General features: G+C 43.9%; 7 protein-coding genes and 2 rRNA genes. All 9 read left to right on the top strand.

Features of this window, described 5'->3' with window-relative positions; all coding sequences use genetic code 11:
- The first annotated feature begins 77 nt into the window (after window positions 1–77).
- The 9 genes from rrf to ACH9UM_RS10405 all read left to right on the top strand — a co-directional run bounded on the left by rrf (window position 78) and on the right by ACH9UM_RS10405 (window position 13,647).
- Window positions 78–195: ribosomal RNA gene (gene rrf / locus ACH9UM_RS10445) — 5S ribosomal RNA — on the top strand.
- A gap of 505 nt (window positions 196–700) precedes the next feature.
- A 23S ribosomal RNA gene (locus tag ACH9UM_RS10440) occupies window positions 701–3,686 on the top strand.
- 459 nt (window positions 3,687–4,145) lie between these two features.
- Window positions 4,146–4,688 (top strand): stage V sporulation protein T, encoded by a 543-nt coding sequence (gene spoVT / locus ACH9UM_RS10435; RefSeq protein ID WP_009243478.1) that lies wholly within the window; start codon window positions 4,146–4,148, stop codon window positions 4,686–4,688.
- 110 nt (window positions 4,689–4,798) lie between these two features.
- The gene (locus ACH9UM_RS10430) at window positions 4,799–5,179 is read left to right on the top strand and encodes a TIGR04086 family membrane protein (protein WP_009243477.1); all 381 of its coding nucleotides are present in this window, start codon (window positions 4,799–4,801) and stop codon (window positions 5,177–5,179) included.
- A 123-nt stretch (window positions 5,180–5,302) separates the two neighbouring features.
- A complete protein-coding gene (gene scfA, locus ACH9UM_RS10425; RefSeq protein WP_004846150.1) occupies window positions 5,303–5,446 on the top strand; it encodes a six-cysteine ranthipeptide SCIFF in 144 nt (47 codons plus the stop codon).
- A 104-nt stretch (window positions 5,447–5,550) separates the two neighbouring features.
- Window positions 5,551–6,954: a thioether cross-link-forming SCIFF peptide maturase gene (gene scfB / locus ACH9UM_RS10420; protein WP_009243476.1), complete on the top strand. Its 1,404-nt coding sequence runs from the start codon at window positions 5,551–5,553 to the stop codon at window positions 6,952–6,954.
- Window positions 6,955–7,055: 101 nt separating this feature from the next.
- Complete coding sequence (locus ACH9UM_RS10415) at window positions 7,056–9,416, top strand: protein translocase subunit SecDF (protein ID WP_009321001.1); 2,361 nt, start codon at window positions 7,056–7,058, stop codon at window positions 9,414–9,416.
- Between the two features lie 148 nt (window positions 9,417–9,564).
- A complete protein-coding gene (gene recJ, locus ACH9UM_RS10410; protein ID WP_009243474.1) occupies window positions 9,565–11,283 on the top strand; it encodes a single-stranded-DNA-specific exonuclease RecJ in 1,719 nt (572 codons plus the stop codon).
- Window positions 11,284–11,343: 60 nt separating this feature from the next.
- Entirely contained in the window at window positions 11,344–13,647 is a 2,304-nt protein-coding gene (locus tag ACH9UM_RS10405; RefSeq protein ID WP_009243473.1) for a bifunctional (p)ppGpp synthetase/guanosine-3',5'-bis(diphosphate) 3'-pyrophosphohydrolase, read from the top strand.
- Window positions 13,648–13,672 lie beyond the last annotated feature (25 nt).

The raw sequence follows: 13,672 nt of genomic DNA, 5'->3' as shown, positions 1-13,672 counted from the left end.
GAACAATCCAACTAAAACGGAAGAAGAAGTAGAGTGAGTCGTTGTCTATTGTTTAGTCATCAAGGATGACAAAACTTTTTGGTGGCGATGCGTTCAGGGGTAACACCCGTTCCCATCCCGAACACGATGGTTAAGACCTGAACGGCCGATGGTACTGCACTGGAGACGGTGTGGGAGAGTAGGTGGCCGCCAAATCAAAAAAAGAAAAAACGAAGACAGAAACGCTGTCGAAGTTTAGAATAAATACAGGCAGGGATGAGCAACAACTTATCAAAGCCAACCCAATCAGCAGGGCAGTGCTGTTGGAATAACTGGGTTCACCAGTGATTAGAGTTTAAAAGAGATTTTAAGTTCTAATGACTGATGAACAGTCAGTCAGGATGCGAAGCTCAAAAACCTTTGGTTTTATCGCTCATGGCATTACATGCCAATGCATCAAAAATCAAGATCGCTTAGGAAAATGAATTTTCCACGCGATACCGATTTTTGTTACGCTCGCATCTTTATGTACCTTGAAAACTGCATACAGAGAAAATCAATGATAAGATAAAATATCTAATCAAGACATCCGAGGTAATGTTATTTAACAATTACTATAAAGTTTGAAGAAAACAAACTAAAAATAAATTGGCCTAGAACCAACACATGTAACGCTATACATGTGTGGATAGAAGTTCATTCCCGTGAACAACTATCGTTTGGTTATGCTGATAAGAGCGTATGGTGGATGCCTTGGCACTAAGAGCCGATGAAAGACGTGATAAGCTGCGAAAAGCTTCGGGGAGGGGCAAATACCCATCGATCCGGAGATTTCTGAATGGGGAAACCTAACTGAGCAAACCTCAGTTATCCTGACGCCAATCCATAACGTCAGGAAGGGAACCCGGTGAACTGAAACATCTAAGTAGCCGGAGGAAGAGAAAACAACATGTGATTCTGTGAGTAGCGGCGAGCGAAAACGGAAGAGCCCAAACCGGGATGCGTGCATCCCGGGGTTCGGACCGCGGAATTGATTCAACAAGTTTAGCAGAACAGTTTTGGGAAAGCTGACCAAAGAGGGTGAAAGTCCCGTAAGCGAAAGGCGAGTTGACATGGCGGTATCCAGAGTAGGTCGAGACACGTGGAACCTTGACTGAATATGCGGGGACCACCCCGTAAGGCTAAATACTCCTTAGTGACCGATAGCGCATAGTACTGTGAAGGAAAGGTGAAAAGGACCCGGGAGGGGAGTGAAAAAGAACCTGAAACCATATGTTTACAAGCTGTGGAACATCTTTATATGATGAACCGCGTACTTTTTGTAGAACGGTCCGGCGAGTTACGCTGGCTGGCGAGGTTAAGCACTGAAGGTGCGGAGCCGAAGGGAAACCAAGTCTGAATAGGGCGAAAGTCAGTCGGAGTAGACCCGAAACCGGGTGATCTATCCATGTCCAGGTTGAAGTTGCCGTAAAAGGCAATGGAGGACCGAACCCACATCCGTTGAAAAGGGTGGGGATGAGGTGTGGATAGGGGAGAAATTCCAATCGAACCCGGAGATAGCTGGTTCTCCTCGAAATAGCTTTAGGGCTAGCCTCATACAAGTCTTGCGGAGGTAGAGCACTGAATTCCTACGGGGGCGTCAAAGCTTACCAAGGGATATCAAACTCCGAATGCCGTGTAGATGATGTATGGGAGTCAGACTATCCGAGATAAGTTGGGTAGTCGAAAGGGAAAGAGCCCAGACCTGCAGCTAAGGCCCCAAAATGTGTGTTAAGTGGAAAAGGATGTGGGATTTCGAAGACAACTAGGATGTTGGCTTAGAAGCAGCCATCCATTAAAAGAGTGCGTAATAGCTCACTAGTCGAGAGGTCCTGCGCCGAAAATGTCCGGGGCTGAAACACACTGCCGAAGCTCAGGGATGAACAGTGATCAATACAGATCAATGCAAGAGGAAAGCTTCTTGATGAAATCAAGAAGATTCCAAAACAGATGAAACAGACTGCTGTTGGTCTGCGTTGATCACTGTTCATCGGTAGAGGAGCATTCTTAAAGAGACGAAGCTGTACCGAAAGGAGCAGTGGATTTTTAAGAAGAGAGAATGCCGGAATGAGTAGCGAGAAAGAGGTGAGAATCCTCTTGGCCGAATATCTAAGGTTTCCAGGGTAAAGCTGATCTGCCCTGGGTAAGTCGGGGCCTAAGGCGAGGTCGAAAGACGTAGTCGATGGATAACAGGTTGAAATTCCTGTACTATCCTGTAACAGAACTGTGGGGACGCAGACAGAGAGCACAAGCCGGGAATGGAAAGACCGGTGCAAGCGAGGTAGGAGTACATCAGGCAAATCCGGTGTGCAATCCGAAGACGTGATGCGGATCGAAAAGAAGTAGAGAAGTGTGTGAGCTGGCTGCCAAGAAAAGCCGCTATTGTTTACAGGATACCCGTACCGTAAACCGACACAGGTGGATGAGGAGAGAATCCTAAGGCCGACGGGAGAAGCATTGTTAAGGAACTCGGCAAAATGACTCCGTAACTTCGGGAGAAGGAGTGCCATGCGAATGGCCGCAGAGAATTGGCCCAAGCAACTGTTTAGCAAAAACACAGGTCTATGCGAAACCGAAAGGTGAGGTATATGGGCTGACGCCTGCCCGGTGCTGGAAGGTTAAGGGGAGAGGTTAGCGCAAGCGAAGCTTTGAACTTAAGCCCCAGTAAACGGCGGCCGTAACTATAACGGTCCTAAGGTAGCGAAATTCCTTGTCGGGTAAGTTCCGACCCGCACGAAAGGCGTAATGATTTGGGCACTGTCTCAACAATGCACCCGGTGAAATTGAAATACCAGTGAAGATGCTGGTTACCTGCGCCAGGACGGAAAGACCCCATGGAGCTTTACTCTAGCTTGATACTGGGATTCGATATTGCATGTACAGGATAGGTGGGAGACTAGGAAGTGGTGACGCCAGTTGCCATGGAGTCAATGTTGGGATACCACCCTTGCAGTATTGGGTTTCTAACCAGCAGCCGTGATCCGGCTGGGGGACAATGTCAGGTGGGGAGTTTGACTGGGGCGGTCGCCTCCGAAAGGGTATCGGAGGCGCTCAAAGGTTCCCTCAGAATGGTTGGAAACCATTCGAAGAGTGCAAAGGCAGAAGGGAGCTTGACTGCGACACCGACGGGTGGAGCAGGTACGAAAGTAGGACTTAGTGATCCGGTGGTATAAAGTGGGATTGCCATCGCTCAACGGATAAAAGCTACCCTGGGGATAACAGGCTTATCACTCCCAAGAGTTCACATCGACGGAGTGGTTTGGCACCTCGATGTCGGCTCATCGCATCCTGGGGCTGTAGTCGGTCCCAAGGGTTGGGCTGTTCGCCCATTAAAGCGGTACGCGAGCTGGGTTCAGAACGTCGTGAGACAGTTCGGTCCCTATCCGGCGTGGGCGTAGGATATTTGAGAGGAGCTGCCCTTAGTACGAGAGTAACGGGGTGGACTGGCCGCTGGTGTATCTGTTGTATTACCAAGTGCATAGCAGAGTAGCCAAGCCGGGAAGGGATAAACGCTGAAGGCATCTAAGCGTGAAGCCCCCCTCAAGATGAGATATCCCATAACGTCAAGTTAGTAAGACCCCTTGAAGACGACGAGGTAGATAGGGCAGAGGTGGAAGTGTGGCAACACATGGAGCTGACTGTTACTAATAGGTCGAGGGCATAACCAAAGCGGAGATAGGCACATGTCGTTGGTTAGCATCTGTGTTTTAGATGCTTATCAAAGACGGTACCCGTAAGGGTAGGATGAAAAAGATTCTTTGTATGTAGTTTTGAAGGTATATGTAAACGAGATATAAATAAGAAGAGAATATTTTCCAAACGGAATGAGAGAAGGCAGCGTCTGAAAAGGCGTTGTCTTTTTTTGCGGCAGAGGCAAGCTAAAGTCGGGCTTGTCAGAAATATTCTAATAATTATATGTGCCGGTTAAATATTTAAGGAAACACTGATTAATGATTTGATTTTCTTCAAGAATGGACATTGTATAATGATCAGTTCTGATTTTTTAAAAACAAGTGTCGTTTTTGTATTCCTGCCGGAGAAACGCATAAAAACCTTAGTTTTACAGATACTACCTTTATTGACAGAAATATGATAAAGATAGAAATTTGCAAAACGGAGGATTTTTTATGAAAGCAACAGGAATCGTAAGAAGAATTGATGATCTCGGCAGAGTTGTAATTCCGAAAGAAATCAGAAGAACGCTTCGTATACGCGAGGGAGATCCTTTGGAAATATTTACTGACAGAGAAGGCGAAATTATTTTGAAAAAGTATTCTCCGATCGGTGAATTTGGAATGCCTGTAAAATTGTATGCGGAAAGTTTATCTCAGACAATGGGGTGTACAGTGTGTATTACAGATACAGATCAGGTTATCGCTGTTTCGGGAGCAGGTAAAAAAGATTTAGAAGAAAGATTTGTAAGAAAAGAGTTTCTTCAGGTTTTGGGAGACAGAGAAGTTTTAACGGCGTGTCAAGGAGATGACAGATATGTAAAAGTGACGGAAGAAATGAATGAATATGAGGATGAAGTTATATCTCCTATTATCAGCGCGGGAGATATAATCGGGGCAGTCGTTTTATTAAACAAAGATAAGAAAAAACATTTTGGCGAAGTAGAACAAAGAGTTGCCGTCAGCGCAGCGGATTTTTTGGGAAGACAAATGGAATAACAGCAAGAACAGCTTGGTAAATATGAGGGAAATAAGTATTTTCACCAGTCATAAATCTTTCGGGACAAACATATGCTTTATTAGTGATGATACGAAACGGGAGGTTTGTGATGGAAGCAAAAGAATATGGAAATGTTGGGAAAAAGGCGATCTGGTTCGTGAAATCACTTTTGTGTGGTTATATTGTGACAGGATTCTTACTTTTGATACTGGCGCTGATGCTTTATAAGCTTGGTTTGAGTGAACAAAATGTCAATGCCGGAATTGTTTTAATTTATGTGATTTCAACATTTTCCGCGGGTTTTGTACTTGGGAAGTTGGCGGGAAAAAGAAAATTCTTATGGGGGCTGTTTGCCGGAATAACATATTTTGTCCTGCTTATGCTGATTACTTTGGGAGTATACCATGCGTTTCAAGGGAATGTGACAAATATTGCTGTGACATTTTTGCTGTGCGCCGGAGGGGGAATGCTCGGAGGAATGATTGCCTGAAAACAGTTCATATCTCAATCATTTCTCAATCTTGCAGAGCAGTTAAAAAACTCTTTAAAAATGGCGCATACTGTGCTATAATTTTATGAGCGTAATAATGTTATAAGATTAGGAGGACAGGACATGAAACATATTAAAACATTAAATACACAGACATTGAATCACACAGTAAAAAAAGGCGGATGCGGCGAGTGCCAGACATCATGCCAGTCAGCATGTAAGACATCTTGTACTGTTGGAAACCAGACTTGCGAGCAGAAGAAATAATTAAAATATCGTAAGAATACGGGGCAATAGGGTGAAGAAGGCAGCGGTCTTTAAAAGCCGCTGCCTTATGCTTGTTTGAACGAAATGAAAGAGAGGTATTTTTCGTGATACATTTGTATCAGAATAACGGATATAATATAGTGTTGGATGTCAACAGCGGTGCAGTGCATGTCGTAGATAAGGCAGCGTACGATGTGATCGGCGCGTTAGAAGAGCAAAATGAATTACATACGGCAGAAACATTGAAAACACCGGAAACTTTTGAGTTCTTAAGATCAAAACTCGGAAGTACATACGCAGAAGAAGATATAAGAGATATTTTGGAAGCTGTCGCAACGATTACGCAAGAGGGAAGACTTTTTACGAGAGATGTTTATGAAGACTACATTGATGAAGTGAAGCAGAGAAAAACAGTTGTCAAGGCGCTTTGCCTGCACATCGCACATGACTGTAATCTGGCCTGCAGATACTGCTTCGCAGAAGAAGGGGAATATCATGGACGCCGGGCGCTTATGTCTTATGAAGTAGGAAAAAAAGCGCTTGATTTCCTTATTGCGAATTCGGGAAAAAGAAGAAATCTGGAAGTAGACTTTTTCGGCGGAGAACCGCTTATGAACTGGCAGGTTGTAAAAGATCTTGTCGCTTACGGGCGAGAGCAGGAAAAAATCCACGATAAGCATTTCCGTTTTACAGTGACGACAAACGGAGTGCTTCTAAATGATGAGATCCAGGAATTTGTCAATAAAGAGATGGATAACGTCGTACTTAGTTTGGATGGCAGAAAAGAGGTTAACGACAAAATGCGTCCGTTTAGAAACGGAAAGGGAAGTTATGATCTCATTGTGCCGAAATTTCAGAAACTTGCAGAGAGCCGGAATCAGGAGAAGTATTACATAAGAGGAACATTTACGAGAAATAACCTGGATTTCTCCAACGACGTACTTCATTTTGCGGATCTTGGATTTGAGCAGATTTCAATCGAGCCGGTCGTAGGAGAAGATACAGATCCTTATGCGATCAGAAAGGAAGATCTTCCGAAGATTTTTGAAGAATATGACAAGTTGGCAAAGATCATGGTAGAGCGTGAAAGAAGCGGACGGGGCTTTACATTTTTCCATTTTATGATCGATTTGGAAGGCGGGCCGTGCGTTTCAAAACGTCTGTCGGGATGTGGATCGGGAACAGAATATCTTGCAGTAACTCCGTGGGGAGATTTGTATCCATGTCATCAATTTGTCGGACAGGAAGAATTCCTTATGGGAAATGTGGACGAAGGTATTACGCATACGGAGATTGCGGATGAATTCAGAGGATGCAGCGTATATTCAAAAGAAAGCTGCAAAAATTGTTTCGCAAGATTTTATTGCAGCGGCGGCTGTATGGCGAACTCTTATAAGTTCAATCATTCGATCAATGATACATATGAAGTAAGTTGCGAGATGGAGAGAAAACGTGTTGAATGTGCGATCATGATCAAAGCTGCATTGGCCGACGCCGACGCACAGTAACGGAAAAGCGCATAGAGCATAAAGAAAGGTACATGAGCGGACGGAATAAAACGTCTGCATAAATGTAGATAAAAAAGAAAAGTAAGAAAGGAAAAGAAGTCATGAAAAAGAGCAGAGGTATATTAAGCCTTATTCTCGTGGCAGCACTTTCAGTCCTGCTCGGTGTGACTACGATCCGCGGATTGGATTCCGAAGGAATGGGCGCAGCGAAAAATATTAATTTGGGACTGGATCTTGAGGGTGGAGTCAGCATTACATATCAGGTAAAAGGCGACAAACCGTCACAGGAAGACATGGATGACACTGTATATAAAATGCAGCGTCGTGTAGAGCAGTACAGTACAGAGGCACAGGCATATCAGGAAGGTGACAACCGGATCAGCATCGAGATCCCGGGCGTAGAAGACGCGAATGCAATCCTTGAAGAATTAGGACAGCCGGGATCACTGTATTTCATTAAGCACAAAGATGCTGATGGAAATGAGAACTACACACTTGGAGCAGAAGGTTATGTATTGAATAAAACGATCGATGAACTGAAAGCGAACGGTTCTATCGTTTTAACAGGATCGGAAGTGAAATCCGCTACGGCAGGCGCATGGGACGATCAGAAGACAGGTAAGAAAATGTATGGGGTAGATCTTACGCTGAATGCAGAAGGAACAGATGCGTTTGCGGCAGCTACAACAGAAGCATACAACAACGGAAACGATACGATCGCAATCTATTATGACGGAGAATTGATCAGTGTTCCGAGTGTAAATGCAATCATTGAAAACGGACAGGCACAGATCACAGGCTCTGCATCATACGAAGAAGCGGATAATATCGCATCTACGATCCGTATCGGAGGTCTGAATCTGGAACTGGAAGAGATCAGTTCAAAAGTAGTCGGCGCACAGCTCGGTGAAGAAGCGATCAGTACAAGTCTTAAGGCAGGAGCGATCGGTCTTGCAGCCGTATGTCTGTTTATGATCTTTGTGTACCTGCTTCCGGGATTTGCATCAAGTATCGCGCTTGTCATTTATGTCGGCTTGATCTTACTTCTGTTAAATGCGTTTGACATCACGCTTACACTTCCTGGTATCGCAGGTATTATCCTCGGTATCGGTATGGCAGTAGACGCGAACGTTATCATTTTTGCTCGTGTGAAAGAAGAATTGTCAGCAGGAGCGTCTGTTCATTCAGCGCTTCGGGCAGGATTTCATAAAGCGATGTCGGCAATCCTTGACGGAAATATTACAACATTGATCGCGGCTGCAGTATTGTGGCTTAGAGGAAGCGGTCCGGTAAAAGGATTTGCACAGACATTGGCTCTTGGTATCGTCGTTTCGATGTTTACGGCGCTTGTTGTAACAAGACTGCTCGTATATTCTTTCTATGCTATCGGCATCCGCAATCCGAAAGTATACGGCAGAGTAAAAGAAGAGAGAAAACCGATCGATTTTCTCGGAAAGAAAAAAGTGTTCTTTGTCGTTTCTATCGCACTTTGCCTGAGCGGATTTGTTGTTATGGGAATCAATTCCGCAAGGGACGTGGGAGCGCTGAATTACAGCCTTGATTTTGTCGGCGGTACGGCGACAACGGTAACGTTTGACAAAGAGTATACATTAGAAGAAGTTGACAGTCAGATGGTGCCTGAACTTGAAAAGATCACAGGCGATAAAAACGTACAGGTACAGACTGTAAAGGGAACAAATCAGGTAGTGTTTAAAACACAGACTCTTGACCTTGAAAAGAGAGAAGCTTTTGAATCTTATATGCAGAACGAGTTTGGCGTAAAAGAAGAGATTGCCACAGAAAATATCAGTTCTACGGTAAGTTCCGAAATGAGAATGGATGCGGTGATCGCAGTTATTATCGCGACGATCTTCATGCTTTTGTATATCTGGTTCAGATTTAAAGATATTCGTTTTGCTACGAGCGCGGTAGTGGCGCTTCTGCACGACGTGCTTGTCGTACTTGCATTTTATGCGATCGCCCGTGTTTCCGTGGGAAATACATTTATCGCATGTATGCTGACAATCGTCGGATACTCTATTAATGCGACAATCGTTATTTTCGACCGTATCCGTGAGGAGATGAAGAACAGTTCCAGAAACACAGATCTGAAAGATCTTGTAAATCGCTGTATCACACAGACGCTGACAAGAAGTATTTATACATCGCTGACAACATTTGTCATGGTGGCGGTTCTGTATGTGATGGGTGTAAGTTCGATCAAAGAATTCGCACTTCCGCTTATGGCGGGAATCGTTTGCGGAGCTTATTCATCTGTATGTATCACAGGCGCGCTCTGGTATGTTATGAAGACCGGGAAGAATGCAAAAGTTCAGGCTGCTTCCGTACCGGCGAAACAGGTTGAAAGTGTAAAGACAGAGTCGTCAGAAGAAAGCTCATCGGACGGAAATGTTCAAAAAGCAGCAAAATCAAAAACAAAAAAGAAAAAAAAGAGAAGATAAATTTTCGTTAAAAGATTGTTTGAAACGAAAATGAAAAGACCGGTCGTGAAGCGGAAACGTTTTACGGCCGGTTTTCTCTATGGTGATATTTTGAAAATTATGATACTATAATACAAAAATGTACGTGATATACTTGGAGGAACAAACGATGGAACGCTGGTATGTAATGATGAAGAAAGCTGATTTCAGCAGTATCGGAGCGAAATATAATATTTCGCCGGTCATTGCCCGCCTGATCAGAAACAGAGATATTATAGAAGATGAAGAGATTAATCTTTATTTGAACGGAACGATTGCCGACCTGTATGACGGAATGTTAATGAAGGACATGGATAAGGCGGTTGAGATCTTATCGGAGAAGATCAGGGAAGAAAAACCCGTAAGGGTGATCGGAGATTATGATATTGACGGTGTGAATGCAGCTTATATTTTGAAAGAAGGTCTGGAAGGACTCGGAGCAGATGTTGATACAGATATTCCCGACAGGATTAAAGACGGATACGGATTAAATAAAATGCTGATCGACCGGGCGTTAGATGATGGGATCGATACGATTATTACATGTGATAACGGGATTGCGGCTGCGGAAGAAATCACTTACGGAAGAAAAAACGGTCTTACGGTGATCGTGACAGACCATCATCAAGTTCCTTTTGTAGAAATAAACAAAGAACGGGAATATCTCCTGCCGCAGGCTGATGCGGTTGTAGATCCAAGGCGTCCGGATTGTGAGTATCCTTTTAAAAATCTGTGCGGGGCAGCGGTCGCATATAAGTTAGTAGAGGCATTGTATAATGTTATGCTCCGAGATCCGGAAGACGTTGATTATCTTATGGAAAATGTGGCGATTGCAACAGTAGGTGATGTGATGGCGCTAAAGGGAGAAAATCGTATTTTTGTGAAACAGGGACTTGAGATGCTCAAGCGCACAAAAAATGAAGGGTTAAAAGCGCTTATAGAATGTACGGGAATCAATCCCGAATATTTGAATACATACGATCTCGGGTTTGTTCTTGGACCATGTATTAATGCGAGCGGGAGACTGGACACCGCAAAAAGAGCATTGGAACTGCTGAGTACACGGACGAGGCGGGATGCGGTCATGTTGGCGGAAGATTTAAAGGCGTTAAATGACAGCCGTAAGGAAATGACGGAACGAGGAATTAAAGAAGCGGCAGAGATGATAGAAACTACCTCGCTGAAAGAGGACAAAGTATTTGTGATCTATCTGCCGGACTGTCATGAAAGTATTGCGGGAATTATCGCAGGAAAGATCAGAGACAGATATTATAGGCCTACGATCATCTTAACAAAGGCAGAAGACGGAGTGAAAGGATCGGGACGGTCTACGGAAGAGTATGACATGTTTACAGAATTGTGTAAATGTCAGGCGCTGTTTACAAAATTCGGCGGCCACAGGCAGGCGGCAGGCGTGTCCCTGAAAGAGGAGAATGTTCAGCGATTCAGAGAAACGATCAATTCTCTTTGTACATTGACAGAAGAAGACCTTCAAATGAAAGTATATATCGATATGCAAGTTCCTTTTCCGTATTTAACAGAAGATTTGATCGAGCAGTTTCAGGTGATGGAACCTTTCGGAAAAGGAAATAAAAGACCGCTGTTTGCGGAGAAAGATCTGAAGGTGATTCAACCTAAAATTGTAGGGAAAAACGAGAATGTTTTGCAGTGTATATTGGAAGATAAGCAGGGAAATCGTATGAAAGCGGTTTATTTCGGCGATGTAAAGACTTGCCTGAAAGAGATGCTGGCAGGAAAAGTCACCGCGGTTACTTATTTTCCGTCAATTAACGAATATATGGGCAGACGAAGCATACAGCTTACGATTGTAAATTATCAAAAGAAATGATATAATTAAACGATCTTATAACTTTGTTGAATGAGCTGCATGAGAGAAGGGGACTTTACTATGGCAGGAACGGCAGAATATGAAGAATTGAATAAAAATCTGGAGATCGTGGACGGTCATGCAGTAAAAGCGCCGGAGGATTATCAAGATCCGGAGCAGCTTTATCATGTTCTTATTGAAAGAGTGAGAAAGTATCATCCGTCTGCGGATATTACCATGATCGAAAAAGCTTATCGTATAGGGAAAGAAGCGCATCGTGATCAGGTGAGAAAATCAGGAGAGCCGTATATTATCCACCCTCTCTGGGTCGGTATTATTTTGGCGGATCTTGAGATGGACAAAGAGACGATCGTGGCAGGAATGCTCCACGACGCAGTAGAAGATACGGATATGACGCTTGACGATGTGGCAGGTGAGTTCGGAGAAGAAGTCGCTCTTCTTGTGGACGGCGTTACAAAGCTTGGCCAGTTGAATTATTCACAGGACAAATTAGAAGTTCAGGCAGAGAACCTCAGGAAAATGTTTCTTGCGATGGCGAAGGACATCCGGGTTATTATTATTAAACTGGCAGACCGACTGCATAATATGCGTACGCTTGAATTTATGACTCCGACAAAGCAGCAGGAAAAAGCGAGAGAGACGATGGATATTTATGCTCCCATCGCGCAGAGACTCGGAATTTCCAAGATTAAGACAGAATTAGATGATTTGTCTTTAAAATACTGGAAACCGGAAGTTTATTATAATCTCGTGAGGGATCTGAACCGAAGGAAAACAGAACGCGAGGAATTTGTGCAGCAGATAGTAGCCGAAGTTTCGAAACATATGAAAAATGCGCATATAGAGGCGAAAGTATATGGACGTGTAAAGCATTTTTTCAGTATTTATAAGAAAATGGTGAATCAAAATAAGACGCTGGATCAGGTATACGATCTGTTTGCGGTGCGGATAATTGTTGATTCTGTAAAAGATTGTTATGCGGCGCTTGGAGTAATCCACGAGATGTACACGCCGATTCCCGGAAGGTTTAAAGATTATATTGCGATGCCGAAACCGAATATGTATCAGTCTCTTCACACAACGCTGATGGGACCGTCAGGACAGCCGTTTGAGATCCAGATCAGAACAGAAGAGATGCATAAGACGGCTGAATACGGTATTGCGGCTCACTGGAAATATAAAGAAGGCGGAGATTCAGCGAAGAGTATGGAATCTCAGGAGGCTAAGCTGAACTGGCTGCGTCAGATTTTGGAATGGCAAAGAGACATGTCGGATAACCGGGAGTTTTTAAGCCTGTTAAAAGGCGACCTTGATCTGTTTGCTGAAGACGTTTACTGTTTTACGCCAAACGGTGACGTGAAGAATTTGCCGAACGGTTCCACACCGGTTGACTTTGCGTATGCGATACACAGCGCCGTGGGAAATAAGATGGTCGGTGCACGTGTAAACGGAAAACTTGTCAATATAGATTATAAAATACAAAACGGCGACAGGATCGAGATTCTTACGTCGCAGAATTCAAAAGGACCGAGCCGCGACTGGCTGAATATCGTTAAGAGTACACAGGCAAAAAATAAAATTAACCAGTGGTTCAAAAAAGAGTTTAAGGAAGATAATATTATCCGGGGAAAAGAATTGATCGTTTCCTATTGCAGGGGGAAATCAATTAATCTCCAAAATATACTGAAACCGAAGTATCAGCAGGTTGTTCAGAAAAAGTACGGCTTCAGGGATTGGGACGCTGTTTTGGCGGCGATCGGTCATGGCGGTTTAAAGGAAGGACAGGTTGTAAACAGACTTTTTGAGGAGTACGAAAAAGAACATAAGAAAGAAATTACAGACGAGACGATTCTTGAGAGAATCTCAGAAGCAAACTCTCAAAAAGTTCACATTGCAAAGTCAAAGAGCGGTATTGTTGTAAAAGGAATTAATGATATGGCAGTGCGTTTTTCAAAATGCTGCAATCCGGTTCCCGGAGACGAGATCGTCGGATTTGTCACGAGAGGACGGGGAATGTCAATCCATCGGACGGACTGTATTAATATGCTCCACCTTTCTGATGTAGAGAGGGCGCGTTTGATCGACGCGGAGTGGGAAGATACGTCCGAGACAGAGGGCGGCGGAAAATATCTGGCAGAGCTTAAGATGTACGCAAACGACAGACAAGGATTCCTTATGGATATCTCAAAAGTATTTACAGAAGCGAAAATAGATGTGAAGTCTATGAATGTTCGCACAAGCAAAAAGGGAACAGCAACGATCGATATGGGATTTATTGTAAACGGAAGAGAGGAACTCCATGCGATCATAGAGAAACTGCGTCAGCTTCAGGGAGTTCTTGATATTGAGAGAACGACGGGTTGATCTTATATGAAGCCTTTCAAGTAAG

Origin of the sequence: Mediterraneibacter torques (assembly GCF_044591705.1) — a bacterium.
In the GTDB taxonomy this organism is placed as follows: Bacteria; Bacillota; Clostridia; order Lachnospirales; family Lachnospiraceae; genus Mediterraneibacter; species Mediterraneibacter torques.
Note: the sequence above shows the minus strand (reverse complement) of the source record. Positions and strands in the feature narration are given on the sequence as shown.

What these genes read in the sequence shown, in the direction of transcription:
- ACH9UM_RS10430 (WP_009243477.1), top strand. Translation starts at nt 4,799, where the DNA reads ATGGAAGCAAAAGAATATGGAAATGTTGGGAAAAAGGCGATCTGGTTC.
- ACH9UM_RS10405 (WP_009243473.1), top strand. Translation starts at nt 11,344, where the DNA reads ATGGCAGGAACGGCAGAATATGAAGAATTGAATAAAAATCTGGAGATC.
- recJ (WP_009243474.1), top strand. Translation starts at nt 9,565, where the DNA reads ATGGAACGCTGGTATGTAATGATGAAGAAAGCTGATTTCAGCAGTATC.
- scfA (WP_004846150.1), top strand. Translation starts at nt 5,303, where the DNA reads ATGAAACATATTAAAACATTAAATACACAGACATTGAATCACACAGTA.
- spoVT (WP_009243478.1), top strand. Translation starts at nt 4,146, where the DNA reads ATGAAAGCAACAGGAATCGTAAGAAGAATTGATGATCTCGGCAGAGTT.
- ACH9UM_RS10415 (WP_009321001.1), top strand. Translation starts at nt 7,056, where the DNA reads ATGAAAAAGAGCAGAGGTATATTAAGCCTTATTCTCGTGGCAGCACTT.